The organism is Arthrobacter ginsengisoli, from assembly GCF_031456935.1.
In the GTDB taxonomy this organism is placed as follows: Bacteria; Actinomycetota; Actinomycetes; order Actinomycetales; family Micrococcaceae; genus Arthrobacter; species Arthrobacter ginsengisoli.
Window position 1 is genome coordinate 50,624 of record NZ_JAVDVQ010000017.1, and the last position, 25,137, is coordinate 75,760.

24 protein-coding genes are annotated in these 25,137 nt (G+C 67.2%); 18 read left to right on the forward strand and 6 right to left on the reverse strand.

Annotation, left to right across the window (positions count from 1 at the left end; all coding sequences use genetic code 11):
- Nucleotide 1: 1 nt before the first annotated feature.
- The 11 genes from murC to dnaE all read left to right on the forward strand — a co-directional run bounded on the left by murC (nucleotide 2) and on the right by dnaE (nucleotide 12,739).
- On the forward strand, nucleotides 2-1,417 hold the full coding sequence (gene murC, locus J2X01_RS16610) for a UDP-N-acetylmuramate--L-alanine ligase (protein WP_310059848.1): 1,416 nt from the start codon (nucleotides 2-4) through the stop codon (nucleotides 1,415-1,417).
- Entirely contained in the window at nucleotides 1,410-2,300 is an 891-nt protein-coding gene (locus J2X01_RS16615) for a cell division protein FtsQ/DivIB (protein ID WP_310059851.1), read from the forward strand. Before murC ends, J2X01_RS16615 begins: the two co-directional genes overlap by 8 nt.
- A gap of 261 nt (nucleotides 2,301-2,561) precedes the next feature.
- Nucleotides 2,562-3,788 carry a cell division protein FtsZ gene (ftsZ, locus tag J2X01_RS16620; protein ID WP_310059853.1) on the forward strand — a complete coding sequence of 409 codons (1,227 nt, stop codon included), beginning with the start codon at nucleotides 2,562-2,564 and terminating at the stop codon, nucleotides 3,786-3,788.
- A gap of 91 nt (nucleotides 3,789-3,879) precedes the next feature.
- Complete coding sequence (locus J2X01_RS16625) at nucleotides 3,880-4,626, forward strand: purine nucleoside phosphorylase YfiH/LACC1 family protein (protein ID WP_310059856.1); 747 nt, start codon at nucleotides 3,880-3,882, stop codon at nucleotides 4,624-4,626.
- Between the two features lie 8 nt (nucleotides 4,627-4,634).
- The gene (locus J2X01_RS16630; protein ID WP_310059859.1) at nucleotides 4,635-5,381 is read left to right on the forward strand and encodes a YggS family pyridoxal phosphate-dependent enzyme; all 747 of its coding nucleotides are present in this window, start codon (nucleotides 4,635-4,637) and stop codon (nucleotides 5,379-5,381) included.
- Nucleotides 5,382-5,468: 87 nt separating this feature from the next.
- Nucleotides 5,469-5,999, forward strand: coding sequence for a cell division protein SepF (locus J2X01_RS16635; RefSeq protein ID WP_024366221.1), 531 nt, complete (start codon nucleotides 5,469-5,471; stop codon nucleotides 5,997-5,999).
- A gap of 137 nt (nucleotides 6,000-6,136) precedes the next feature.
- Complete coding sequence (locus J2X01_RS16640; RefSeq protein WP_310059866.1) at nucleotides 6,137-6,445, forward strand: YggT family protein; 309 nt, start codon at nucleotides 6,137-6,139, stop codon at nucleotides 6,443-6,445.
- Between the two features lie 149 nt (nucleotides 6,446-6,594).
- Nucleotides 6,595-7,293 (forward strand): DivIVA domain-containing protein, encoded by a 699-nt coding sequence (locus J2X01_RS16645; protein ID WP_310059868.1) that lies wholly within the window; start codon nucleotides 6,595-6,597, stop codon nucleotides 7,291-7,293.
- Between the two features lie 139 nt (nucleotides 7,294-7,432).
- On the forward strand, nucleotides 7,433-8,017 hold the full coding sequence (gene lspA, locus J2X01_RS16650; RefSeq protein WP_310059871.1) for a signal peptidase II: 585 nt from the start codon (nucleotides 7,433-7,435) through the stop codon (nucleotides 8,015-8,017).
- A gap of 166 nt (nucleotides 8,018-8,183) precedes the next feature.
- Entirely contained in the window at nucleotides 8,184-9,098 is a 915-nt protein-coding gene (locus J2X01_RS16655; protein WP_310059946.1) for an RluA family pseudouridine synthase, read from the forward strand.
- Between the two features lie 83 nt (nucleotides 9,099-9,181).
- Nucleotides 9,182-12,739 carry a DNA polymerase III subunit alpha gene (dnaE, locus tag J2X01_RS16660; RefSeq protein WP_310059875.1) on the forward strand — a complete coding sequence of 1,186 codons (3,558 nt, stop codon included), beginning with the start codon at nucleotides 9,182-9,184 and terminating at the stop codon, nucleotides 12,737-12,739.
- 58 nt (nucleotides 12,740-12,797) lie between these two features.
- Here dnaE and J2X01_RS16665 read toward each other — a convergent pair whose 3' ends face one another.
- A complete protein-coding gene (locus J2X01_RS16665; RefSeq protein ID WP_310059947.1) occupies nucleotides 12,798-13,256 on the reverse strand; it encodes a flavin reductase family protein in 459 nt (152 codons plus the stop codon).
- A 225-nt stretch (nucleotides 13,257-13,481) separates the two neighbouring features.
- On the opposite strand from J2X01_RS16665, the gene J2X01_RS16670 reads away from it, so the two are divergent.
- The 3 genes from J2X01_RS16670 to nrdR all read left to right on the forward strand — a co-directional run bounded on the left by J2X01_RS16670 (nucleotide 13,482) and on the right by nrdR (nucleotide 16,127).
- Nucleotides 13,482-14,069: a hypothetical protein gene (locus J2X01_RS16670; protein ID WP_310059879.1), complete on the forward strand. Its 588-nt coding sequence runs from the start codon at nucleotides 13,482-13,484 to the stop codon at nucleotides 14,067-14,069.
- 40 nt (nucleotides 14,070-14,109) lie between these two features.
- Nucleotides 14,110-15,501, forward strand: coding sequence for a histidinol dehydrogenase (hisD, locus tag J2X01_RS16675; protein ID WP_310059881.1), 1,392 nt, complete (start codon nucleotides 14,110-14,112; stop codon nucleotides 15,499-15,501).
- Between the two features lie 134 nt (nucleotides 15,502-15,635).
- Complete coding sequence (gene nrdR, locus J2X01_RS16680; RefSeq protein WP_310059884.1) at nucleotides 15,636-16,127, forward strand: transcriptional regulator NrdR; 492 nt, start codon at nucleotides 15,636-15,638, stop codon at nucleotides 16,125-16,127.
- Nucleotides 16,128-16,269: 142 nt separating this feature from the next.
- Here nrdR and ppgK read toward each other — a convergent pair whose 3' ends face one another.
- Together ppgK and map are read right to left on the reverse strand one after the other, a co-directional pair.
- On the reverse strand, nucleotides 16,270-17,073 hold the full coding sequence (gene ppgK, locus J2X01_RS16685) for a polyphosphate--glucose phosphotransferase (RefSeq protein ID WP_310059887.1): 804 nt from the start codon (nucleotides 17,071-17,073) through the stop codon (nucleotides 16,270-16,272).
- Between the two features lie 88 nt (nucleotides 17,074-17,161).
- A complete protein-coding gene (map, locus tag J2X01_RS16690; protein ID WP_310059890.1) occupies nucleotides 17,162-18,040 on the reverse strand; it encodes a type I methionyl aminopeptidase in 879 nt (292 codons plus the stop codon).
- A gap of 135 nt (nucleotides 18,041-18,175) precedes the next feature.
- Here map and J2X01_RS16695 point away from each other — a divergent pair, with 135 nt between their 5' ends.
- From J2X01_RS16695 to J2X01_RS16705, 3 genes are all read left to right on the forward strand, one after another.
- Nucleotides 18,176-18,343, forward strand: a complete 168-nt coding sequence (locus tag J2X01_RS16695) for an SPOR domain-containing protein (protein WP_310059893.1) — start codon at nucleotides 18,176-18,178, stop codon at nucleotides 18,341-18,343.
- A 65-nt stretch (nucleotides 18,344-18,408) separates the two neighbouring features.
- Nucleotides 18,409-18,999 carry a YceI family protein gene (locus J2X01_RS16700; protein ID WP_310059895.1) on the forward strand — a complete coding sequence of 197 codons (591 nt, stop codon included), beginning with the start codon at nucleotides 18,409-18,411 and terminating at the stop codon, nucleotides 18,997-18,999.
- A 123-nt stretch (nucleotides 19,000-19,122) separates the two neighbouring features.
- A complete protein-coding gene (locus tag J2X01_RS16705) occupies nucleotides 19,123-21,168 on the forward strand; it encodes a phage holin family protein (protein WP_310059897.1) in 2,046 nt (681 codons plus the stop codon).
- Nucleotides 21,169-21,226: 58 nt separating this feature from the next.
- Here J2X01_RS16705 and J2X01_RS16710 read toward each other — a convergent pair whose 3' ends face one another.
- From J2X01_RS16710 to panB, 3 genes are all read right to left on the reverse strand, one after another.
- The gene (locus J2X01_RS16710; RefSeq protein ID WP_310059900.1) at nucleotides 21,227-21,988 is read right to left on the reverse strand and encodes an MBL fold metallo-hydrolase; all 762 of its coding nucleotides are present in this window, start codon (nucleotides 21,986-21,988) and stop codon (nucleotides 21,227-21,229) included.
- Between the two features lie 21 nt (nucleotides 21,989-22,009).
- Nucleotides 22,010-22,399 (reverse strand): SHOCT domain-containing protein, encoded by a 390-nt coding sequence (locus tag J2X01_RS16715; protein ID WP_310059903.1) that lies wholly within the window; start codon nucleotides 22,397-22,399, stop codon nucleotides 22,010-22,012.
- Between the two features lie 193 nt (nucleotides 22,400-22,592).
- Nucleotides 22,593-23,528, reverse strand: a complete 936-nt coding sequence (gene panB, locus J2X01_RS16720; protein WP_310059906.1) for a 3-methyl-2-oxobutanoate hydroxymethyltransferase — start codon at nucleotides 23,526-23,528, stop codon at nucleotides 22,593-22,595.
- 266 nt (nucleotides 23,529-23,794) lie between these two features.
- Between panB and glnA the strand changes: the two genes are divergently transcribed.
- Nucleotides 23,795-25,135: a type I glutamate--ammonia ligase gene (gene glnA, locus J2X01_RS16725; RefSeq protein WP_310059909.1), complete on the forward strand. Its 1,341-nt coding sequence runs from the start codon at nucleotides 23,795-23,797 to the stop codon at nucleotides 25,133-25,135.
- The last annotated feature ends 2 nt before the right edge of the window (nucleotides 25,136-25,137 follow it).

Here is a 25,137-nt window from a genome sequence, read left to right on the forward strand (position 1 = left end):
AATGACCCAGCCCGAAGACCCCAACAGCGGCACGGCCGCCCGCACCGGGCAATCCCTCGGCCGTGTGCACTTCATTGGCATCGGCGGCGTGGGAATGTCCGCCGTCGCACGCATCATGGTGGCCCGGGGCCTGCCGGTCAGCGGCTCCGATGCCAAGGACCTGCCGGTCATGGCAGACCTGGCAGCGGCCGGGGCACGGATCTGCGTCGGTTACGACGCCGCCAACCTGGCTGACGCCCAGAGCGTGGTCGCCGGCTCCGCCATCCGCCCGGACAATCCGGAGCTGGCGGCGGCCCGGGAGGCCGGACTGCCCGTGCTGCACCGTTCGGAGGCACTGGCGGCCGCCATGGCCCAGGACACCGCCGTGACCGTTGCCGGCACGCACGGCAAGTCCACCACAACGTCGATGATCACCGTCCTGCTGCAGGGCGCGGGGCTCGACCCGTCCTTCGCCATCGGCGCGAACGTCCCGGCACTGGGCGTCAACGCCGCCAGCGGCAGCACGCCGATCTTCGTCGCGGAAGCCGACGAATCCGATGGTTCCTTCCTGAACTACCGCCCGCAGATCGCCGTCGTGACCAACGTCGAACCGGACCACCTCGACTACTACGGCACCGCCGACGCCGTCTACGCCTCCTTCGACCGGTTCACCGCCCTGCTTCCGGCGGACGGGGTGCTGGTGGCCTGCGCGGACGACGCCGGGGCCAGGGCCCTGGCCCTGCGGACCCTCGAGCGCGGTACCACCCGCGTCGTGCTCTACGGCACCAGTGAAGACGCCCAGGTCGTGCTGCACGACGGCGGGCCCGGGGACGTCTCAATTTCCACGCCGGCCGGACGCTTCCCCCTCGAACTGCACGTTCCCGGGCGGCACAATGCCCTCAACGCGGCGGCGGCTTTCGCCGTCGCGCTGGAACTCGGAGTCGACCCCGCCGTGGCCGCCGGCGCCCTGGCACACTTCACCGGGGCGTCCCGGCGTTTCGAATTCAAGGGCGGCGGCCGTGGCGTCCGCGTCTACGACGACTACGCCCACCACCCCACGGAAGTGCGCGCCGCGCTGTCCGCCGCACGGTCGGTGGCCGGCGGCCACAAGCTGCATGTCCTCTTCCAGCCGCACCTGTTTTCGCGCACCCGGGAATTCGCCGCGGAGTTCGCCGCGGCGCTCAACGCCGCCGACACCGCACTGGTCCTGGACATCTATCCGGCCCGCGAAGACCCGATTCCGGGCGTCAGCAGCCAACTGATCGCCGCGCACCTGGGCCCAGGCGGCCGGCTCGTCGGGCCGGGCCGGGAGGCTGTACAGTCCCTCGTGTCCGCCGCCGGGAACGGGGACATCGTGCTTACGGTCGGAGCCGGCGACGTCACGTCCTACGGCCCGCTGATCGTCGCGGCCCTGAACGGCGGAGCCCCCGGTGCCTAGCACCCGGCGCCCCAACTACCGGACCGGAACGCGCCGGCCGCCGTCGGCGCGCGGGGACTCGGCGCCGTCCGACGTCATCTCGGCATCCAAGGACGGCAGCCCAACCGGCGCCACCGCCGTCCCCGCAGCCGGAACCAAACCGGAATCCCCGACGGCCCGGGACAATGTGCTGTCCTTTCCCGAACCCAAGGCCAGGCGCCGCAGGCGCATCAGCCAGGGCATCATCGGTTCCCTGGCCGTGCTGGTCGCGGCGATTATCGCCGCGGCCGTCTACTCGCCCGTCCTGGCGCTGCAGACGGTCACCGTGCAGGGCACCAAACTGCTGACCGCGGACCAGGTCCGGGCAGCCCTTGCGCCCCTGCAGGGCAAGCCGCTGCCACAGATCAGCGACGGCGACGTCACGGCCCTGCTGCAGCCACTGGTCCAGGTTAAGCACGTCACCACCCAGGCCCGCCCGCCCTCCACACTGCAGGTCACGGTGACCGAACGCGTACCCGTGGCCCTGGTCCGGCAGGGCAATGCCCACCAGCTGGTTGACGCCGACGGCGTGTTGCTCAGCGACGCCGCAGACCCGGCCTCGACCCTGCTGCCGGTCATCGACGGCGGAGGCGGCACGCTGCCCCAGGACCTCTTCCACGCCATCACCGAAGTCCTGGGAGCGCTGCCGGCCGATGTGCTCGCCCGACTCTCGAACGCCTCGGCCAAATCGGTGGACGCCGTGGAGCTCAAGCTGGTGGACGGCCAGACCATCGTCTGGGGCAACGCGGGGGAGAAAGAACTCAAGGCAAAGGTCCTGGCCGCCCTGCTGAAGGCGCCGGCGGACCCGAAGAACCCGGTCCGGATCTACGATGTCAGCGTGCCCAGGCACCCGGTCACCCGATAGCGGTCAATCAGATGGCCGGGGACGCACCACCCCGGCGCCCGGCGCCGGAGCAACGCATCACAACACGGCACCAATGGAGGCTATTTCGCCGGTATTACCGCGACACGCGGCGCCGGTTATTGAATGTCCTCTGCATAGCAAATAGCGTCACAGCATGAGTTACTTGACATAACTATAACCTTCAACTCGAAGGTTAAGGTTCAAAGCTTCAAGCCCGACTCCAGCAGTTTTCGCACAGAACACGAACAAGGGACACGTAACGTGGCAGCTCCGCAGAATTACTTGGCCGTCATCAAGGTCGTCGGCATCGGCGGCGGTGGCGTGAACGCAGTCAACCGCATGATCGAGGTCGGTCTCCGCGGCGTCGAATTCATCGCGGTCAACACCGATGCGCAGGCATTGTTGATGAGCGATGCAGACGTCAAGCTCGACATCGGGCGTGAGCTGACGCGCGGGCTGGGAGCCGGTGCGAACCCGGAGGTCGGCAGGCAGGCCGCCGAGGACCACGCCGAGGAAATCGAAGAGGTCATCCGCGGCGCTGACATGGTCTTCGTCACCGCCGGAGAAGGCGGCGGCACCGGCACCGGCGGCGCGCCCGTCGTCGCCCGGATCGCCCGTTCGCTCGGTGCCCTGACCATCGGCGTCGTCACCCGTCCCTTCACCTTCGAGGGCCGCCGCCGCGCCGGCTCCGCCGAGGCCGGCATTGACGCGCTCCGCGACGAAGTCGACACGCTCATCGTTATCCCGAATGACCGTCTGCTGTCCATCAGCGACCGCAACGTCTCCGTCCTGGACGCCTTCCGCTCCGCCGACCAGGTCCTGCTGTCCGGCGTCCAGGGCATCACCGACCTGATCACCACGCCGGGCCTGATCAACCTCGACTTCGCCGACGTCAAGTCCGTCATGCAGGGCGCAGGCTCCGCGCTGATGGGCATCGGCTCGGCGCGCGGCGAGGACCGCGCCGTCAAGGCCGCCGAGCTTGCCATCGCCTCCCCGCTGCTTGAAGCATCGATCGACGGCGCCCACGGTGTCCTGCTCTCCATCCAGGGCGGCTCGGACCTCGGGCTCTTCGAAATCAACGAAGCGGCCCGCCTGGTCCAGGAAGTGGCCCACCCCGAGGCGAACATCATCTTCGGTGCGGTCATCGACGACGCTCTCGGCGACGAGGCCCGGGTGACGGTCATTGCGGCCGGCTTCGACGACGTCAAGGCCACCTCGCCGTCCATGGACCAGTCCCTTCCGCAGTCAGCACCGCAGCGCCCGGCGGTGCCGGCAGCAGCCCCCGCACCGGCCCAGGCTCCGGCCTCGGCCCAGGTCCAGCCGCTGCACGCCACGGTCGGCGCTTCCAGCTACGGCGGCTGGGGCCAGCAGCGCCCGTCCGCCGTCCCGGCCGACTCGGGCTTCGACGTCGACCTGCCCTCGGTGGTGGAGCCGGACCTGTCCGGCCGCCACTCCGACGACCTGGATGTCCCTGACTTCCTCAAGTAGATCCTGAAGCACCATGGCGCTGCCGGGTGGCAGCGCCATGGTGCTTTCTCGTAGGATCGATGTTCTGCAAACAAGTTTGGCGGTGTTCTGAGTGTTCTCCTGGCGGGCAGAAGTCCGGCCCGGCGTCTGGGTGGCCTTCACTGACGCCGCCGCCGGCAACCTGGCGCTCCATGTCGGCGACGACCCGGCCGCAGTGCGGCACCGGCGCGGCGACCTCGAGGCGGCCCTCGGACTCCACGGCCGGAGCTTCCAGTTCATGAACCAGGTCCATGGCAATGCGGTGGCCACCATCGGCGCCGCGTCGGCTGCCGGCGGTTCCCCGGCTGCCGTCGCCCCGACTGCCGATGCCATGGTGTCCCGGGGGGAACCGCTGGCCGTGATGGTCGCTGATTGTGTGCCGATCGTCCTGGTGGGGGACAGCCTCGGTAGGGAGGATCCCCTCGTCGGCGTCGTGCACGCCGGGCGACCCGGTGTCGCGTCCGGCGTCGTTCCGGCGGCCGTGGCCCGCATGATCGAACTTGGCGCGGCAGGGCTCAGCGCCTGGATTGGCCCGTCCGTCTGCGGAGGATGCTATGAAGTCCCCGCGGACATGCGCGACGAGGTGGCCGCCCGGGTCCCCGCAGCCTGGTGCACGACGTCCCGGGGCACCCCGGGCCTGGACCTGCCGGCCGCCGTCCGCAGCCAACTGCAGGACGCAGGTGTCCGGGTCGAATACTCCGGCCACTGCACCCTGGAAGACGAACGCCTGTTCTCCTACCGGCGCGACCGGCACACCGGACGGTTCGCCGGACTGGTGTGGACGGATGCCGTGCCGGCCGGCGCTGGGTCGGCCCGGTGAATGAGCCGATGGAAGCACCGGATCCCGCCAACGGGCAGCCCGATCCCCGGCTGGAGCAGCTCCGCGGGCGGCTCGCCGCCGTCCAGCGGCGCATCGGGGACGCCGTCGCAGCCGCCGGCCGGCAGGTAAAGCCGCCGCGGCTGATTGTCGTCACCAAGTTTCATCCCGCCGCGGACGTCCGGCGGCTCGCGGTCCTCGGCGTCACGGACGTCGGGGAGAGCCGGGACCAGGAAGCCGCAGAAAAGGCGGCACAACTTCAGGACCTCGGGCTGGACTGGCACTTCATCGGCCAACTGCAAAGCAAGAAAGCCAAGTCCGTGGTGAAGTACGCCGGGTCCGTGCACTCCGTGGACCGGGCTGCCGTCGTAGACGCGCTGGCCAAGGCGATGGCAGCCGAAACTGAACGCACCGGGCGCCCGCCGCTGGACTGCTTCATCCAGGTCGGCCTGGACGAGGACGCAGGGGCGCACCGCGGTGGGGCGGCACCAAGCGGGGTTCCCGCATTGGCCGAACAGGTCGCAGGTGCTGCGGGACTCCGGCTCGCGGGGGTCATGGCGGTCGCCCCCTTCGGCGCCGATCCGGCACCGGCCTTCGAGAAGCTCGCGGAGCTTTCCGCCCGTCTCACCGCTGACTATCCCGGCGCCACAGGCATTTCCGCAGGCATGAGCCAGGACCTGGAACAGGCCATCCGGTTCGGGGCGACACACCTACGCATTGGTTCCGATATTCTCGGTCCGCGTCCGGCGTTGCGGTAGGTTCAACGTATTGGAAGGTAATGGCGGGGATTCCAAGGCTGCTATGTCATTGATCGGCCCGCTTACGGACACGATTAGGAGTCGACCATGGCCGGCGCTCTGCGCAAGACAATGATCTATCTTGGGCTCGCCGATGGCGACGAACACTACGAGTCCGAGCACCAAACATCGCACAAGGATGAGGACGATTCCATGGAGCATGACCGCGAGGAACGCCGTGCACCGGCGCCCGTCCGCGAGGCCCCCAGGGAAGAGCCCTACGCCGCTGAAGAGGAATATCGCGCACCTGTGACACCCATCAAGCGAGCGGCCTCGAGCCGCGAAGAGCACACCGGACTCCGCCAGATCACCACGATCCACCCGCGGTCCTACAACGACGCCAAGCTCATCGGCGAGAGCTTCCGTGACGGCATCCCCGTGATCATGAACGTTACGGACATGGGCGAGGCGGATGCGAAGCGGCTCGTCGACTTCTCGGCCGGGCTGGTCTTCGGCCTGCGCGGCAGCATCGAGCGGGTGACGAACAAGGTGTTCCTGCTGTCGCCGTCCTACGTTGAAGTCATCGGCGACGACAAGAAGGTCAGCGAGACGCAGGCAAGCTTCTTCAACCAGAGTTAGTCGACTATTTTCGTCAAGGATGCCAGGCGAGGACACCCGTCTGGCATCCTTGCTGAATTATCCGTGTTGAAATAGAGGCGTAACCATCAAGCGGACACTGCGGTATCCGGAATGAACACGGAGATATGAGTTAGCTCATGGGAATTGTTTTCGGACTTGTCTATATCGCCCTGCTGTTGTTCTTTGTTGCCCTCATCATCCGGCTGATCTTCGACTGGGTGCAGATGTTCGCACGCGGCTGGCGGCCGCGCGGCGCGGCCCTCGTCACGGCCCACGCTGTGTATTCAGTCACAGACCGGCCCATCAAACTGCTACGGCGGCTTATTCCGCCGCTGCGGCTCGGTGGAATATCACTGGATCTCGGCTTCCTGCTGCTGTTCGTGGCAGTCACCATCGCCATGTCGGTTGCCAAGTTCCTCGTGGTTTCCCAGCCGATCTCGGCGTAGTGGGCGGCGGACCCGGTCCGCTGCCTGAAACAGTTAGAAACTCCGGTTTGACACTGCGGTGTTGAATTAGAGGAACCAGACCATATTTAGGTACCGTAGTTTTGACGGCCGGAAGGCCTACTGACTAACTAGACCAACGAGGTGAACAGATGGCTTTGACGCCAGAAGACGTTGTCAATAAGCGCTTTCAGCCGACCAAGTTCCGCGAAGGCTACGACCAGGATGAAGTTGATGACTTCCTGGACGAGATCGTCGTTGAACTGCGACGACTGAACCAGGAGAACGACGAGCTGCGCAAGAAGCTCGCCGAACTGGGCGCCGGCACGCCTGCCAGCTCCGCCGCCGCGGCTCCCGTCGTGGAAAAGGTTCCGGCACCCGTCAAGGTCGAGAAGGAAGACCGCGCCAAGGCCGAAGCCGAAGCCGCGGCCAAGGCCAAGGCTGCTGAAGCCGCCAAGGCCGCTGAAGTCGCGAAGAAGAAGGAAGCCGAGCAGGCAGCTGCCCCGGCACGCGCCGCGGCTACCCCGGCCGCCGAATCCGCCGCAGGCCTGCTCGCCATGGCGCAGCAGATGCACGACAAGCACGTCGCAGACGGCCAGCAGCAGCGCGACAAAATCATCGCCGAAGCGCAGATCGAGGCCAGCAGCCTCGTCAACGACGCCCAGGAGAAGTCCCGCAAGATCCTCGGTGCCCTCGAGCAGCAGCGCTCCGTGCTGGAACGCAAGGTCGAGCAGCTCCGCGGCTTCGAACGCGACTACCGTTCACGCCTGAAGGCCTACATCGAAGGCCAGCTGCGTGATCTGGATGCCCGCGGCTCCGTGGCGGCCCCTGAGGTCGAAGCCACCAGCTAGGCGTTTAGCAAGTATTCTGAAAGCCGGTGGCTGAGGATTCCTCGGCCGCCGGCTTTTGCCATTAACCGCAGGTCCGGCCGGCGGCCGTGACCCGCAACCGAGCACCCAGTCCCCGGACTGGCTTGTCAACGAAAGCCTTATGACTGACGCACCTTCTCCCGACGCCGTGCAACCCGCTGGGTCCGCCCAGGCAGAGCCTCCCAGGCCTCGGCCGAAGCGGGCCCTGCTGCTCGCCGCATTCTTCGGCCTGGCGGTGTTCGCCTACGTCTTTGACCAGCTGACAAAGCTGTGGGTCACGGGAAACATGACCGAGGGGGAGAGGATCCCCGTGCTTCCGCCGCTGCTGCACTGGTACTACATCCGGAACTCCGGCGCTGCCTTCTCGATCGGCGAAAACGTCACGTGGGTATTCACGATCATCATGACCGCCGTCTCGATCGCGATCCTGCTGCAACTGCGGAAACTGGGCTCGCTCTGGTGGGCCCTGGCGCTCGGACTGTTGCTCGGCGGTGCGCTGGGCAACCTCACGGACCGGCTCTTCCGTGAGCCCTCCTTCGCGATGGGCCACGTCGTGGACTTCATCCAGGTCCCCAACTTTGCAATCTTCAACATCGCCGACTCCGCCGTCGTGTCCTCCGTGGTGATCATCTGCCTGCTTACCCTGCGGGGGATCCCCCTGGACGGCACGCACCCGACGAAGGACACCGTCAAACATGACTCCTAAGGACCCAGCGTCCGGCCCCACGACCCCGGAGGACCTGACGCCGGAAGAGCTGGGGGCGGGCGGCGTGCTGCCGGAGGACCTCCTGCCGGAGGACCTCCTTCCCGACGACTCCGACGACCTGGACGCCGGGGATGAGGCGTCCGCCGCCGCTGCTGCGTCGTACCGCTTGGTGGTCCCGGACGAACTCGCGGGGACCCGGGTGGATGCCGGACTGGCGAAACTCATGGACATCTCCCGATCGCAGGCCGCTGTGCTGATCGCCGAGGGCAACGTCCTCAGCAAGGACAAAACGGTCGGAAAATCGCTCAAGCTTGCCCCCGGCGCCGTGCTCGACGTCGTCGTCCCGGAACGCCGGGACCCCCTGGAAATTGTGGAGGAAGTCGTGGAAGGCCTGAACATCCTGCTGGACGATGACGAGTTCGTTGTCATCGACAAACCGGTCGGTGTGGCCGCGCACCCCTCGCCCGGCTGGGTCGGACCCACCGTCGTCGGCGGCCTCGCCGGCCTCGGCTACCGGATCTCCACCTCCGGCTCGCCGGAGCGCGCGGGCATCGTCCACCGGCTCGACGTCGGGACCTCCGGAGTGATGGTGGTCGCCAAGACGGAGAAGGCCTACACGGCGCTCAAGCGTGCCTTCAAGGAGCGCACCGTGGACAAGGTCTACCATGCCGTCGTCCAGGGCCTGCCGGACCCGCTGGCCGGCACGATTGACGCGCCGATCGGCCGGCATCCGGGCCACGACTGGCGGTTCGCCGTGATCGAGGACGGCCGGGACTCCATCACGCACTACGAGGTCCTCGAGGCGTTCGGAAAGGCCTCCCTGGTGGAAGTCCACCTTGAGACCGGCCGCACGCACCAGATCCGGGTCCACTTCGCGGCACTGCGCCACCCCTGCGCCGGCGACCTGACCTACGGCGCGGACCCGCGTCTTGCCGCGACCCTGGGGCTCACCCGGCAGTGGCTGCACGCCCGGCAGTTGTCTTTCGACCACCCCCGGACGGGTGAGCGGGTCACCGTCACCAGCGAGTACCCGCAGGACCTGCGCTATGCGCTGGACGTCCTGGAGTCCGGACAGGCCTGAGCGGCCCGCCCCGGTCGGACCTGTCCGGCCACGCGGCGGGGTGCCGTGCCGGAAAGGTCGCCGCCCGGCACTAGAATGGTTCGGTGACTTCCAGCAACAACTCGTTCGTGCACCTCCACAACCACACCGAATACTCCATGCTGGACGGTGCCGCCCGGCTGGGGGAACTGTTCGACGAAACCGAGCGGCTGGGCATGCCCGCCCTTGCCACCACGGACCACGGCTATCTCTTCGGGGCCTTCGACTTCTGGAAAAAGGCGACGGACAAGGGCATCAAACCGATCATCGGCGTCGAGGCCTACGTCACGCCCGGAACCGCGCGCACCGACAAGACGCGCGTCCGCTGGGGTGAGGAAAACCAGCGCAAGGACGACATCTCCGGCGGCGGCTCCTACACGCACATGACGCTGCTCAGCTACAACAACAAGGGCATGCGCAACCTTTTCCGTGCCTCCTCCCTCGCGTCGCTGGATGCGGTGTTCGGCAAATGGCCGCGGCTGGACCGCGAGCTGCTGAACACCTACTCCGAAGGGCTGATCGCCACGACCGGTTGCCCGTCCGGGGAGGTCCAGACCCGGCTTCGGCTTGGCCAGTACCGGGAAGCGGTGGAGGCCGCCGCCGAATTCCGCGATATTTTCGGGGCGGAAAACTACTTCTGCGAACTGATGGACCACGGCCTGGACATCGAGCGGCGCGTCACCGGGGACCTGCTCCGGCTGGCCAAGGAACTCAATCTGCCCCTCGTGGCCACCAACGACCTGCATTACACGCACGAGCACGATGCCAAGGCGCACGAGGCCCTGCTGGCCATCCAGTCCGGCTCGACCCTCCTGGAGCCCAGCTACGACAACGGCGGTTCCCGGTTCGCGTTCTCGGGCAGCGGCTACTACCTGAAATCCCCGCAGGAGATGCGTGAACTGTTCCGCGACCACCCCGAGGCGTGCGACAATACGCTCCTGATCGCCGAGCGCTGCGAAGTCTCGTTCAACACCAGCGCCAACTACATGCCCCGCTTTCCCTGCCCTCCCGGGGAGGACGAGAACTCCTGGCTGGTCAAGGAAGTGGCCACGGGACTGGCCTACCGCTACCCGGGCGGCGTGCCGGACAAGGTGCGCACCCAGGCGGACTACGAACTCGGTGTCATCACCTCGATGGGATTCCCCGGCTACTTCCTCGTCGTGGCCGACTTCATCAACTGGGCCAAGAAGAACGGCATCCGGGTGGGCCCGGGACGTGGCTCGGGTGCAGGGTCGATGGTGGCCTACGCCATGCGCATCACCGACCTTGATCCGCTGGAACACGGGCTGATCTTCGAGCGCTTCCTGAACCCGGACCGCGTCTCCATGCCTGACTTCGACGTCGACTTCGATGACCGGCGCCGCTCCGAAGTGATCGACTACGTGACGCGCAAATACGGCGACGAACGCGTTGCCATGATCGTCACCTACGGCACCATCAAGACCAAGCAGGCGCTCAAGGACTCCTCCCGGGTGCTGGGCTACCCCTTCAGCATGGGCGAGCAGCTGACCAAGGCATTGCCGCCGGCCGTCATGGCCAAGGACATCCCGCTCGCGGACATCCAGAACAAGGACTCCAAGCGCTACAGCGAGGCCGGGGACTTCCGGCAGCTCGTCGCTACGGACCCGGAAGCCGCCAAGGTGTTCGAAACGGCTCTCGGCATCGAGGGCCTGAAACGCCAGTGGGGTGTCCACGCGGCCGGCGTCATCATGTCCTCGGACCCGATCATCGACGTCATCCCGATCATGCGCCGCTTTCAGGACGGCCAGGTCATCACCCAGTTTGACTACCCCACATGTGAAGGCCTCGGCCTGATCAAGATGGACTTCCTCGGCCTGCGGAACCTCACGATCATTTCCGATGCCCTGGAAAACATCAAAATGAACCGCGGCGAGGACCTGGACCTGGACTCCCTCGCCCTCGACGACGCGGCGTCCTATGACCTGCTGGCCCGCGGCGACACCCTGGGTGTCTTCCAGCTCGACGGCGGCCCCATGCGGTCGCTGCTCAAGCTGATGAAGCCTGACAACTTCGAAGACATCTCGGCTGTCCTGGCCCTCTACCGGCCCGGTCCCATGGGCGCCAACGCGCACACCGACTACGCGCTGCGCAAGAACAAGATCCAGGACGTCATCCCGATCCACCCGGAGCTCGAGGAACCACTCGCCGAAATCCTCGGCGGCACCTATGGCCTGATCGTGTACCAGGAGCAGGTCATGGCCGTGGCTCAGAAGCTCGCCGGGTACACTCTGGGCCAGGCCGACATCCTGCGCCGGGCGATGGGCAAAAAGAAGAAATCGGAACTGGACAAGCAGTTCGCCGGATTCTCCCAGGGCATGCAGGACAATGGCTACTCCATGGCAGCGGTCAAGACCCTCTGGGACATCCTGCTCCCGTTCTCCGACTACGCCTTCAACAAGGCGCACTCGGCGGCCTACGGCGTGATCTCCTACTGGACCGCCTACCTCAAGGCCCACTATGCGCCCGAGTACATGGCTGCCCTGCTGACCAGCGTCGGCGACGACAAGGACAAGTCGGCCATCTACCTCAACGAATGCCGGCGGATGGGCATCACCGTGCTGCCGCCGGATGTCAACGAATCCGCGCTGAACTTCACCCCGGTCGGAACCGACATCCGCTTCGGCATGGGAGCCATCCGCAACGTCGGGGTCAACGTCGTCGAGGCCATGGTGGCGGCACGCGAAAAGGAAGGGGCGTACACGTCCTTCAAGGACTACCTCGTGAAGGTCCCGGCCGTGGTCTGCAACAAGCGCACCATCGAGTCGCTGATCAAGGCCGGTGCGTTCGACTCGCTCAATCACCACCGGCGCGCCCTGGCGATGATCCATGAAGAAGCCATCGATTCCGTCATTACGCTCAAACGCAACGAGGCGATCGGCCAGTTTGACCTCTTCGCCGGGTTCGACGAAGCCGAATCCGAGGCGTCGCTCAGCATCGAAATCCCGGACCTTCCCGAATGGGAGAAGAAGGACAAACTCTCCTTCGAACGCGACATGCTGGGCCTCTACGTTTCGGACCACCCGCTGCAGGGGCTCGAAGGGCTCCTGAGCCAGCACGCAGACCAGTCCATCACCTCGATCATCGCCGAGGACGGACCGCACGACGGCGCCATCGTCACCATCGCCGGCATGATCACCTCGCTGAGCCGGCGGATCGCGAAAGCCAGCGGCAACGCCTACGCCCGCGCGGAAATCGAGGACCTGGGTGGTTCCGTCGAGGTTATGTTCTTCGGCCAGGTCTACGGCCCCATCGCCTCGGTGCTGGCCGAAGACCTGATCGTGGTTGTTAAGGGACGGCTGCAGCGCCGCGACGACGGCGCCGTCGCGCTGAACTGCATGGAACTCTCCGTCCCGGACCTCAGCGAGGGGCTCAACGGCCCGCTGGTGATCACCATGCAGACCCACAAGGCGACCGAAGCCGTCGTGACCGAGCTCGGCGATGTGCTGCGGACCCACCGGGGCAAGTCCGAGGTCCGGCTGCACCTGCAGGGGGACTCCCGGGTGGAGATCATGGGCCTGCCCGTCCACCTCCGGGTCAACCCCAGCCCCTCACTGTTCGGGGACCTGAAGGTGCTGCTCGGCCCGACCTGCCTGGACAACTAGCCGGCCTGGGCCGACGGGACCACCGGTCCGGCCGGAAGCGCCGGCCCTGGTGGGGGCCTCAGATCTCGTAATCCAGCGGCGCAGGCTGGCTGTAGGAGCCCGAGTGGTACAGCAGGGGAGCGCCGTCTGCGCCGACGGCACCCTCGACGACCTCGACCACCACCACGGCGTTGTTCTCGAAGGAGAGCCGCATCTGGACCTTGCCGATCAGCCAGCCGGCAACGTCATTCAGGACCGGCACTCCGTGCGGTCCGAGTTCCCAGTGATCGCCCTCGAAGCGGTTGCTGGTCCGCGCAAAACGGTCGGCCAGCTCCTGGTTGTCCAGCCCGAGCATGTGGACGCCGATGTAGGTGGTGTTGGCCACAGCCGGCCAGGAGCTCGACGTGCGGGCCATGTTGAAGGTGAATCGGGGAGGCTTGGCCGACAGCGAGGCCACCGACGTCGCCGTGAAGCCGACCGGGACACCATTGAAGTTGGCGGTGATGATGGCCACGCCTGCCGCGTGCCGGCGGAACATCTCCCTGAAGGTTCCCTCGAAGGCTTGATCCTCTGTGGCCACTGCGATCCAACTCCCTGCTGCACGTGTGTGATATTCCTACCCCGCCAGCGTATTGCGCCTGCGAGCGGCCGCGGTACTTGTTTACCCGGAGGCGTCATGTGGCACGTCATCCGGAGACGCGCGGCGTTATGTGCCCGCCCGGCGGAAAGCTTGTTGCCGCGGAAACCTTGTTAAGGTTTGTTCATGACTCAGCCCGCACCAAACGGCCCGTTCCAGCAGGACGCCCCGCCGGCCGGCCCGCCGGTGCCTGGGACCGCCCGCACGCCGCCGGTGCCCGGGACCGCCCGCACGCCGCCGTGGCGGAAGGCCGCTGTCATCGTCGCCGCCGGGGTTCCCGTGGGGGTGCTGTGGTGGCTGCTCGCACCGTCCGGGATGAATCTCCTGTCCGGCAATCCGGAGCTCCGGAGCGGCGGCAACACGGAGGGCTGGCTGCCGCGGGACCTCGTGCTGGCCGGACTGTTCCTGCTCGCCGGCTGCATCTGCGGCGCGGTCGCCTCCGGCAGCAAGCACGGCGGGCCATCCGGCCGGGACGTTCTCCGCACGGTAGGTGCCGGCGCCCTGGGCGCTCTCGCGGCCTGGGGGACCGGCGTCGTGTGCGGCCTGTGGTGGGGAACGCCGGCGGAGGCCGCGGCCGGCGCCAGTACCGCCTTTTCCCTGCGCTCCTTCGCTGTCCTGGCGATCTGGCCGGGCGCCGCCGCACTGGCGATCTTCCTGAATACTGTCTTCACCACGCCGCAGCCGGGCAGCCCCGACATGCCGGTCCCGAAGTAACAGGAGCGGGACCTGCCGGGGCGGCACGTAAAATGAACGGGTGACCCTTTCAGCTGACAGCCCCGTGCCCGCCGTGACCGCGCCCCCGGTTCCCGCCGATCTCAACTTCCGCACCGTCGACCTGCGCGGCCAGCGGCTGACCCTCGCCGGCCTCCGTGCGGCGGTGCCCCGGGCCCAGGCCGGCACCATGGCGGACGCCGAGCAAAAGGTCCTGGACATCATCGACGCGGTCCGCTCCCGCGGCTTCGAGGCGCTCAGCGAGCTGGCCCGCGCCTTCGACGGCGTGGAGCAGTCGCACCCCCGCGTCCCCGCCGAAGCGCTGGCGCAGGCCCTGGCCGGGCTCGATCCCGCCGTGCGGGCCGCACTGGAAGAGTCCATCCGGCGCGCCCGGCGTTTTGCCGACGCCCAGCGCCCGGCGGATACCGACGTCGAGTTCGGCGAGGGCGCCGTCGTCAGCCAGAACTGGGTTCCGGTGGCGAGGGTGGGCCTCTACGTCCCCGGCGGACTCGCCGTCTACCCGTCCTCCGTGATCATGAACGTCGTTCCAGCCCTCGCGGCCGGCGTCGAGTCCATCGCCCTGGCGTCCCCGCCGCAGAAGGACTTCGGCGGGCTCCCGCACCCCACGATCCTTGCCGCAGCGTGCCTGCTCGGGATTGACGAGGTCTATGCAATCGGCGGCGCCCAGGCCATCGCTGCCTTCGCCTACGGCATCCCCGCCGCGGAGGAGAAGGCCGGACTGGACCCCGTTGACGTCGTCACCGGCCCGGGCAACGTCTTTGTCGCCACGGCGAAGCGCCTCGTCAAGGGCGTCGTCGGCATCGATTCCGAGGCCGGCACCACCGAGATCGCGATCCTGGCCGATGCCACCGCGCGGCCGGGCCTGGTCGCGGCTGACCTGATCAGCCAGGCCGAGCACGACCCCAAGGCGGCGTCCGTGCTGATCACAGACTCCGTGGACCTCGCCGCCGCCGTCCGGGTGGAACTCGAGCGCCAGGCGGCGGCGACCAAGCACAGTGCACGGGTCCGTGAGGCGCTCTCCGGCCCGCAGTCCGGCGTTGTTCTGGTGGACAACCTGGACCAGGGCATCGCGGCGTGCAACGCCTACGCCGCCGAACACCTGGAAATCATGACGGCGGATGCGGCCGGCGTCGCGGGCCGGATCCGCAGCGCCGGGGCGATCTTCGTAGGGGACTACAGCCCCGTCAGCCTCGGCGACTACTGCGCCGGGTCCAACCACGTGCTGCCGACCAGCGGCACCGCCGCGTTCTCCTCGGGGCTGAACGTGACCACGTTCCTGCGCGCCATCCAGGTCGTCAACTACTCGCGCGCCGCCCTGGAAGCGGTCAGCGGACACATCGTGAGCCTGTCCGGGGCGGAGGATCTGCCGGCGCACGGCGAAGCGGTTACGGCCAGGTTCGCTGACGGCTCCTGACCACAACATGTAGTAATTACAGGCTTGTTATTCAGCTAGATCTAGTCGTAAACTGATTCCGGAGCCAACGCTCCGACGGACCGCAGGTGTTCTCCGGCGTCCGTCCGTCAAGCAGCGGCAGGGGAGGAAACGACATGTACTGCCCGTTCTGTCGCAACCCTGATTCCCGCGTGGTGGACAGCCGGATGGCCGATGACGGCTCAGCCATCAGGCGCCGCCGGCAGTGCCCCGAGTGCGGCCGCCGCTTCACCACCGTCGAGACCACCAGCCTCACCGTGATCAAGCGGTCCGGCGTCGGAGAGCCCTTCAGCCGCAGCAAGGTCATCAACGGTGTCCGCAAGGCCTGCCAGGGCCGTCCCGTCACCGAGGACGACCTAGCCATGCTCGCCCAGGAAGTCGAAGAGACCATCCGGGCGTCCGGCGCCGCGGAGATCGAAGCCCATGAGGTCGGCCTGGCCATCCTCAATCCGCTCCAGAAGCTGGACGAGGTCGCCTACCTGCGCTTCGCCAGCGTTTACCAGGCCTTTGAATCCCTCGAGGATTTCGAAGCCGCCATCTCCCTGCTCCGGCACGAGGCTGAAACCACGCGACGCGACGGCACGAGCCAGCAGAAGAGCCCGCTCTAGGCACTTCAGCGGTGCCGGCCCACAGACTCCGGTGGTGGCAGTGGAGGGGAAGCCGCGGCCACCACCGGCACCACCTAACAAAGAGCTATCACTCCGGGTCGTTATCAGCGTTCAGAACGACCCGGAGTGATAGCTCTCTTTGCTACTTGGCCAGTTTGTGCTTCAGCGCGATCTCGAGGGCAGCGCCGACGATGCCGGCCTCGTTCTTCAGTTCCGCCGGGACAATCGGCGTGCGCAGCTGCAGCCGCGGCAGGTATTCGTCGGCGCGCTTGGAGATGCCGCCCCCGACAATGAACAGTTCGGGCGAGAAGAGGAACTCCAGATGGGAGAAGTACCGCTGCAGCAGCACGCTGTACTCTTCCCAGCTCAGGCCGTCCCGCTCCCGGGCCACGGCCGACGCCTTGCTTTCGGCGTCAAATCCGTCAATCTCCAGGTGTCCGAGCTCGGCATTGGGGACAAGCTTGCCGTCGAAGATAAAGGCGGAGCCGATACCGGTGCCGAGCGTGATGACCAGCACGGTTCCCTCCACGAATTCGCCGGCGCCGAAGCGGGCCTCCGCGAGGCCGGCGGCGTCGGCGTCGTTGATGACCTCCACGGGGCGGCCCAGCCGGGCGGTCAGCAGGGCGTCGATGTCCATTTCCAGCCACGACTTGTCCACATTGGCGGCGGAGTGGACCACACCGTGCTGGATGATGCCGGGGAAGGTGACACCCACCGGCGAGTCAGGGGCCGGTGCGTCCGGCCGGGCCGACAGCTCGGCGACGACCTGGGCCACCACCTCTGCCACGGATTCCGGCGTGGAAGGCTGGGGGGTCGGGATGCGGACGCGATCACCGACCAGCTTGCCCTTTTTCAGGTCCACGATCCCGCCCTTGATCCCGGTGCCGCCGATGTCGATGCCAATCAGCGGGGCGTTCTTCTTCGACTTCTCGTCCTTCTTGGCCAATGTCGTTCCGTTCGTGGCAGGGGCAGGGCTGGGAGGTGCGGCCCGGGGCCGATAGGCGAAAACCGGGATCTACTGGTGGTGCGGGGTATCAGGGGAGGGTCAGGACTTCCGCGCCGGACTCCGTGACCAGCAGCGTGTGCTCGAACTGCGCGGTGCGTTTGTGGTCACGGGTCACGACGGTCCAGTCGTCACCCCACATGTCCCAGTCAACGGTGCCGAGCGTCAGCATGGGTTCGATCGTGAAGACCATCCCGCTCTCCATAACGGTGTTGTAGGCCGGGGCGGCATCGTAATGCGGGATGATCAGGCCGGTGTGGAAGGCTTCGCCCACGCCGTGGCCGGTGAAGTCGCGGACGACGCCGTAGCCGAAGCGCTTGGCGTAGGACTCGATGGTGCGGCCGATCACGTTGATTTCGCGGCCCGGGGCCACGGCACGGATGGCCCGGTTCAGGGACTCCTGCGTGCGCTCAACGAGCAGCCGGGATTCCTCGTCAACGTCGCCGGCCAGGAAAGTGTAGTTCGTGTCGCCGTGCACGCCGCCGATGAAGGCCGTGATGTCGATGTTCAGGATGTCCCCGTCCCTGACCACCGTACTGTCCGGGATGCCGTGGCAGATGACTTCGTTCAACGACGAGCACAGGGACTTGGGGAAACCGCGATAGCCGAGAGTGGACGGATACGCGTTGTGGTCGAGCAGGAATTCGTGACCCACCCGGTCCAATTCGTCCGTGGTGACGCCGGGCCGGATGTGCTTGCCGACCTCAACGATGGCCTGAGCGGCAATCCGTGAGGCGATGCGGATCTTCTCGATGGTCTCCGCAGACTTGACCTCCGAGCCGGTGAACTTCGCAGGTCCCGGCTTGCCCACGTATTCCGGGCGGGGGATCGATGCCGGAACGGGAAGCTGGGGACTGACTGCTCCCGGGACGAGTGTGCCGATGGGTGCGGTCGAGGCTAGAGAAGGCATACATTGATCATATAAGGCCCTGCCGAACGCCAGTAAACAGAAGCGGACAGATACCGTGGGAAATAACAGGCGCGTTCGACGGCGTTCGGCCCCCAGGGTGCCGGACGCCACCCTGAGAGAAGCTGAGGAGCAGCAATGCCGGAGTACTGGTACAACGTCAATACGCATGAGGTTGAAGAGGACGCCATGTCCGACTGGAGCCAGCTGATCGGACCCTACAAAACGCGGGAGGAAGCCGAACACGCCCTCGAAAAGGTCAAGGCGCGCAACGAATCCTGGGAAAAAGGTGACGACGACGACTGACCGGCTGCAAGCTATACTACCCACACCCGAGTACTGGCACTGCCGGTGCCACAAGGAGGATAAACATGGCCGAACTGTTGTCTGACTACGCAGGACAGTGGCGGTTCGACCCCGCCCATACCCGCATTGGCTTTTCCACCCGCCACGCCATGGTGACAAAAGTCCGCGGAGCCTTCAACGACTTTGAAGGGTCGATCACGGTCGACGCAGACAACCCGGAACGCTCGCAGGTTAGGCTCAGTGTCGACGTCGCGAGCATTGACACCCGCAACGCCGACCGCGACCAGCATTTGCGGACCAACGATTTCTTTGACGCCCCCCATTTCCCGAAGATCACGTTTGTGAGCAGCCGGGTGGACCAGGTGGATGAGGGCCACTTCATTGTCAGCGGAGACGTGACGATTAAAGGGATCACCAAAGAGATTTCGATCCCCATCGACTTCATCGGCGTGGACCGGGACCCCATGGGCAACCTCCGGGCGGGCTTCGAAGGTTCCCGCCGAATCGACCGCCAGGATTTCGGGCTCAAGTGGAACACCGCCCTGGACTCCGGTGGTGTGCTGGTGTCGGACAAGATCACGCTGGAATTTGAGGTGTCCGCCATCAAGAACGAAGACGGCCCCGGACCAGCGGGCGCCGCCCAGGCGGCGGACTGACACCGCCCCGGCGCGGAGGACCCGGCGACCGGCCGGCAGAACTGATACTTTCCTGGGCGAATGCCCTTATTCTCACCCGGTGCGGATGAGTGCCGGCTTGCGGCGCTCGGCCATACTGGGAAAATGCCGACGAGCGTAACCCGCCGCCGCGGCGTCCGGGTCGCCGACCTGGCCCGGCTGGCCGTTGCCTGGGCCGCTTCGACGGTGGCCCTCATCGTCACTGGCGCGCTCGTGCCGGGGTTCTCTGCAACCAGTTGGTGGGCGTACGCCGCTGTGGCGGCCGTGGCCGGCATCGTCGGGCTGGTCCTGCGCCCCGGGCTCGTGGAGATCTCGGCCAGGGTGGGCTGGCTGGCCGTCCTTCTTGCCGCCCTGCTCGGGCAAGCCCTGATAATGTACGTCGCCATCCGCCTGGTGCCCGGCATCGAGTCGACGGCCTGGACCGCCCTGGTCGCCACCTGGGTCAGTGCCGTTGTGGGCACGGTCATCTCGTGGGCCACCACGGCCGGTACCGACGACGGCCTCATCACCTCGTTGGCAGGCAGGGCGCGCCGGCGGCAAACGGTGACCGATCCGGAGGTTGACGGCGTCCTGTTCGTGCAGCTCGACGGTGTCCCCTTCCCGGTGCTGCAGTGGGCGGTCCAGTCCGGCGCAGTCCCGCATCTGCGGCGCTGGCTGGCGTCGGGGGATTACACTTTTCGCGAATGGACTCCCCAGCTGCCGTGCACCACGCCGGCCAGCCAGTTGGGAATCTTGCACGGCACCGTTGATGGGATCCCCGCCTTCCGGTGGTACGACCGTGAGCTCAACCGGGTCCTGGTGGCCAACCGGCCGGCCGATGCCCGGGTGATCGAGGACAGGCACAGCACCGGCCGGGGCCTGCTCTGCGACGACGGGGTCTCCATTTCCAACCTGTTCACGGGTGACGCGCCCCGGTCGCTCATGACGATGAGCCGGGTGGAGGTCCGCCGGGGCTCCACCCAAACCCGTCGTGCGTTCGCCTGGTTTTTCACCTCGCCCAACGGGTTCATGCGGAGCCTCACGCGGACCGTCGGGGAGATCCTCAAGGAGCGGTGGCAGGCCCGGCGCCAGCGCAAGCGTGACCTCGACCCGCGTGTGCAGCGGGACTGGACCTTTGCCGTGCTGCGTGCCGTCACGAACGGTCTGCTCCGCGACCTGAACACTGCCCTGGTGGCGGAGGAACTGCGTCGCGGCACAAGGAGCATCTATGTCGACTATGTCGACTATGACGAGATCGCCCACCACGCGGGGATGTTTCGGCCCGAGTCCCTCGCCGCCCTGGATGGCCTGGACCGCACGCTGGGATCCCTGGCCGAGCTCGCCGGATCCGCTCCCCGCCGCTACCGGCTGGTGGTCCTCTCGGACCACGGCCAGTCCCAGGGCACCCCGTTTGCCGACCGCTACGGCCAGACTCTCGCCGGCCTGTGTGCGGAACTCATGGACGAAGACGTGCAGAACGTGGACGCCTCGGTCGAAGGGCTGGGACGGGCGGACTCCATCGCCGGCGACATCGCGGCGGGCGGGATGTCCGGGAAACTCGCCGCCCGCGCCGACGAGGAGCTGGCGAAGGCACAGCAGACTTCCGCCCCCGGCGAAGCCGCCGAAGAGCCGATTGTCGTGTTGGGCTCGGGCAACCTGGGCCTGGTCTACGTGCGCGGTGACCGGCGCCGGACGCTCCAGGACCTCGAGCGGGAGTGGCCGGCCCTGGTCCCCGGACTGGCAGGCCATCCCGGTGTGGGGTTCGTCGCCGGTATTGATGAAGACGGCCAGGCCTGGGCGATCGGGAGCCGCGGCCGCCACAATATTTCAAGCGGTGCAGTGGACGGCGCGGACCCGTTGGCTGTCTTCGGGCCACACGCGGCGCGGATGCTCCGGCGTGCGCTGCTGCTCCCCGAGGCACCGGACCTCTACGTCAACAGCGCGGTCGATCCGGTGACCCACGACGTCGCTGCGTTCGAGGGCCTGGTCGGGTCCCACGGGGGCCTGGGCGGCTGGCAGGACCGTGCGTTGCTGCTTGGCCCGGCCGATCTCATGACGGGGCTGCCCGAGCGGATAGAGGGTGCCGACAGGCTCCACCGCGTGCTGGTGGCAATGCTCGAGTCCTGTGGCCAGCGCACCACGACGGCGCTTCCCCCTGAGCGGCTGCCTTGAGCAGAATCCCGGCGGGCCGGGACAGTTCAAGACCGGGACGGCTCGAGACCGGCGGATTTCACTCCGGCGCGACCCACGACTGGCCCGGGGCCAGGACCACGGCCGTGCAGCCAGGTGCCTGCTCCGCCACGGCGAGAGCAAACCGGCGCCCGGGGTGCTCAAGCCAGCCCCGGGCGAAGCGTGTGACGAACGGCGGGTGCAGCGTTCCCCAGTGCACCGGCAGGGCATAGCGCGCGCCGCTGAGCGCCGCTGCCCGGGCCGCGGTCTCGGGGGACAGGTGCCCCGCCGAGAGCCTCGGCCCCCACCCCCAGACCGGCACCAGGGCGACATCGATGGCCCCGCCTGCCATGGCGGGGAGCTCGGCCATCTCCGGAAACAGCCCCGTGTCGCCGGCAATCCAGACAACGCCCGAGGGACCCCGGACCAGCTGGCCGTGGGCGTCATTGGGCCGGTGCGGCATGGGGCGGTGACGATGCTCGGCCGGCACCTGGCGAACCTCGACCCCGCCGCTGCCTACCGGGGTCCAGCCGTCGCCCAAGGGAACTCCCGGCAATTGGGTCCGGCGACGCAGCCACACGACGTTCGCCGGAGCGCTCATCACCGCTGCCCCGCCCAGCATGCGCAGGGAGCGCAGTTCGGCATGGTCATGGTGCAGGTGGGAGAGGAGCACGACGTCCGCGCCGCTCCACGACGCCGGGTCCGGCCGCGGCGCGATGCGCCGCAGCAGCCCGGCGTGCGGGCGAAGCAGCGGATCGGTCAGGACCCGAACCCCGTCGAGGTCCAGAACCACCGAGGAGTGACCAAGCCAGGTGATTCTCACGACAGGGTTGTCCGGCCCGCGTCAGGCCAGTGCTTTTGCCTTGAGGGAATCAAACTCGGTCTGGTTGATGGCGCCGGAATCGAGCAACGCCTTGGCGTCGGCGATTTGCGCGGCCGGGCTGGTCGACTTGCCGGCGACCTGCTGGATGTAGTCCTGCTGGGCAGCCTGCTGCTCGGCCAGTGCCTTCATCTGACGTTCGGCCATGCTGCGGCCCCGGGCGATCAGGTAGATGAGGGCGCCGAGCCAGGGCACGAAGACCAGCAGTATCACCCAACCGGCCTTGGCCCAGCCGTTGAGTGTGTGGTCGCCGAACATGTCAATCAAGCAGCGGAACCACACCATCAGTGCGGCGATCCAGATGAAGAACCAGAAACTCCACAGGAGAACGTCCCAGAAGTTAGTCGTGTCCATCGTTACTCCTCCAATTATGTCCACCGGAGCCAGACCCAGCGCTTCGCGCATAAATCGGTCCGGGCCGGCGGAGCATCTGCTGGGGCCCTGATGCAGACCTTAAGGCCAGCGTGCCCGGACGGGCGGCGCAACGCATCGTTCGTAAAGGATGAGGTGACGCGGCACGATGGGGAAAGGAGCCCGCAGCGCTCGCCTAGAAGGAGTGCTCGGGTCCGGGGAACTGGCCGGAGCGCACGTCCTCGCCATAAGCTCTCGCCGCGTCGCTGAGGGAGGTGCGCAGGTCCGCGTACTGCTTGACGAACTTGGCCATCCTGCCGCCGCGCAGACCCGCCATGTCCTGCCACACGAGCACCTGGCCGGTGGTCGCGTTGCCGGCGCCGATGCCGATCGTGGGGACGGCGACGGCGGCATCCACGGCCGCCGCCGTGGCCGCCGGAACCATTTCCATCAACACGCAGAACGCCCCGGCCTCGGCCAGGGCGACGGCGTCGTCGATCAGCCGCTGCGCGTCATCGCCGCGGCCCTGGACGCGGTAGCCGCCAAGGGCGTGCTCGCTCTGCGGGGTGAAACCGATGTGCGCCATCACCGGGATGCCGGCCTGGACCATGGCCCGGACGGTTTCGGCGTAGAATTTTCCGCCTTCGATCTTGACCGCGTGGGCGAGTCCTTCCTTGAGGAACCGGACGCCGGTGGCCACTGCCTGCTGGGCGGAGACCTCGTAGCTGCCGAAGGGCAGGTCCGCCACGACCAGGGCGCGTTTGGCCGAGCGGGTGACGGCGCGGCAGAGCGGCAGCAGTTCGTCCACGGTGACGGGCAGGCTGGTTTCGTTGCCGAAGACGTTGTTGGACGCCGAGTCGCCGACGAGGAGAACCTCGATCCCGGCCTGGTCGAAGATTTCCGCCGTGTACTGGTCATAGGCTGTCAGCATGGCAAAGCGCTCACCGTCGAGCTTGGCCTGGTGCAGGTGGTGGGTGCGGATCTTCGCCACCGGCTTCCGGGCGCCCGCCTCCTGGCCGCCGCCCGGACGTGCGGGCGGTGCTGCGGACAGGCCTGCGGCTGACGGGCCGTTGCCGTAGGGGGCGGCTGCTTCTGCGGGCATGCTGGAATCGGGGCTGGTGCTTGTGGCCATGGCACGAGCGTAGTGCGATACCGCGCGTCCTAGCTACCGGGCTCCAGCAGGTGGGCGCGTGAATCACGTCACACGGGTGCCTGCCGGCAGTCCGGCAAGGGGCGTGAGGCGTTGTATTCCGGGTTCCTCGTGTTAACGCTGGGTTACGCGCGGCAGCCGCTTCAGCAATCGGTGGCAATGATTAGTAAAGTGAATCGTGAGCAGCCGCGGGAACCCACGCACGACGGGCCGGTGGCACGACGAAAGAACCGGAAAGAGGCCAGAGTATGGACCGCCAGCAAGAGTTTGTCCTGCGGACGATCGAAGAGCGCGATGTGCGGTTCGTGCGGCTGTGGTTCACGGACGTCGTCGGATCGCTGAAGTCCGTGGCCCTGGCCCCGGCCGAAGTGGAAGGCGCGTTCGAGGAGGGCCTGGGATTCGACGGCTCCTCGATCGAGGGCCTGGCCCGCGTCTTCGAATCCGACATGCTGGCCCAGCCGGACCCTGCGACCTTCCAGATCCTGCCCTGGCGCGGCGAGACCGAGGCGACGTCGCGGATGTTCTGCGACATCCTGACGCCCGACGGCGAACCCTCCACCGCTGATCCCCGCAACGTCCTCAAGCGCAACCTCGCCAAGGCCGCGGACATGGGCTTCACCTGCTATACCCACCCCGAGATCGAGTTCTACCTGCTCAAGTCCCAGCAGCCGGGTCCCGACGGTTCCCCCGTCCCCGTGGACGAGGGCGGCTACTTCGACCACGTTCCGGGCGGCGTGGCACAGGACTTCCGCCGCACGGCCGTGACCATGCTGGAATCGGTAGGCATCTCGGTCGAGTTCAGCCACCACGAGGCCGGCCCGGGCCAGAACGAGATCGACCTGCGCTATGCCGATGCCCTGCAGACCGCCGACAACATCATGACCTTCCGCACCGTGATCAAAGAGGTTGCGCTGCAGCAGGGCACCTACGCCACGTTCATGCCGAAACCGTTCACGGCCCACCCGGGTTCCGGGATGCACACGCACTTCTCACTCTTCGAGGGCGACACGAATGCCTTCTACGAGGCCGGTGCCGAGTTCCAGCTCTCCGAGACGGCCCGGCAGTTCATCGCCGGCATCCTCAAGCACGCGCCGGAGTTCACCGCGGTGACCAACCAGTTCGTGAACTCCTACAAGCGGCTCTGGGGCGGCGGAGAAGCCCCGAGCTACCTCAGCTGGGGCCACAACAACCGTTCCGCCCTCGTTCGCGTCCCGCTGTACAAGCCGGGCAAGGGCCAGTCGGCGCGGATCGAATACCGCGGCATTGACTCGGCCGCCAACCCGTACCTGGCCTACGCCGTTCTGCTCGGTGCCGGACTCAAGGGCATCGAGGAGGGTTACCAGCTCCCCGCCGCCGCCGAGGACGACATCTGGTCGCTGAGTTCGGCCGAGCGCCGGGCGATGGGCCACGATCCGCTTCCGGCCAGCCTGCACGATGCCATCCGCACGATGGAGGACTCCGAACTCATGCCGCAGATCCTCGGGGAGCAGGTGTTCGAACACTTCCTGCGCAACAAGCGGGCCGAGTGGCAGGACTACCGCCTCCAGGTCACGCCCTACGAGCTGCAGCGCAACCTCGGCATCCTTTAGGC

Excerpts from the sequence above, each read along its gene's own strand:
- J2X01_RS16640 (WP_310059866.1), top strand. The coding sequence starts at position 6,137 with ATGGGAATTGTTTTCGGACTTGTCTATATCGCCCTGCTGTTGTTCTTT.
- panB (WP_310059906.1), bottom strand. The coding sequence starts at position 23,528 with ATGGCCACAAGCACCAGCCCCGATTCCAGCATGCCCGCAGAAGCAGCC.
- J2X01_RS16705 (WP_310059897.1), top strand. The coding sequence starts at position 19,123 with ATGCCGACGAGCGTAACCCGCCGCCGCGGCGTCCGGGTCGCCGACCTG.
- J2X01_RS16665 (WP_310059947.1), bottom strand. The coding sequence starts at position 13,256 with ATGTTCCGCCGGCACGCGGCAGGCGTGGCCATCATCACCGCCAACTTC.
- map (WP_310059890.1), bottom strand. The coding sequence starts at position 18,040 with ATGCCTTCTCTAGCCTCGACCGCACCCATCGGCACACTCGTCCCGGGA.
- J2X01_RS16670 (WP_310059879.1), top strand. The coding sequence starts at position 13,482 with ATGACTCAGCCCGCACCAAACGGCCCGTTCCAGCAGGACGCCCCGCCG.
- J2X01_RS16715 (WP_310059903.1), bottom strand. The coding sequence starts at position 22,399 with ATGGACACGACTAACTTCTGGGACGTTCTCCTGTGGAGTTTCTGGTTC.
- nrdR (WP_310059884.1), top strand. The coding sequence starts at position 15,636 with ATGTACTGCCCGTTCTGTCGCAACCCTGATTCCCGCGTGGTGGACAGC.
- lspA (WP_310059871.1), top strand. The coding sequence starts at position 7,433 with ATGACTGACGCACCTTCTCCCGACGCCGTGCAACCCGCTGGGTCCGCC.
- murC (WP_310059848.1), top strand. The coding sequence starts at position 2 with ATGACCCAGCCCGAAGACCCCAACAGCGGCACGGCCGCCCGCACCGGG.
- J2X01_RS16645 (WP_310059868.1), top strand. The coding sequence starts at position 6,595 with ATGGCTTTGACGCCAGAAGACGTTGTCAATAAGCGCTTTCAGCCGACC.
- glnA (WP_310059909.1), top strand. The coding sequence starts at position 23,795 with ATGGACCGCCAGCAAGAGTTTGTCCTGCGGACGATCGAAGAGCGCGAT.
- J2X01_RS16700 (WP_310059895.1), top strand. The coding sequence starts at position 18,409 with ATGGCCGAACTGTTGTCTGACTACGCAGGACAGTGGCGGTTCGACCCC.
- J2X01_RS16695 (WP_310059893.1), top strand. The coding sequence starts at position 18,176 with ATGCCGGAGTACTGGTACAACGTCAATACGCATGAGGTTGAAGAGGAC.
- J2X01_RS16635 (WP_024366221.1), top strand. The coding sequence starts at position 5,469 with ATGGCCGGCGCTCTGCGCAAGACAATGATCTATCTTGGGCTCGCCGAT.
- J2X01_RS16630 (WP_310059859.1), top strand. The coding sequence starts at position 4,635 with ATGGAAGCACCGGATCCCGCCAACGGGCAGCCCGATCCCCGGCTGGAG.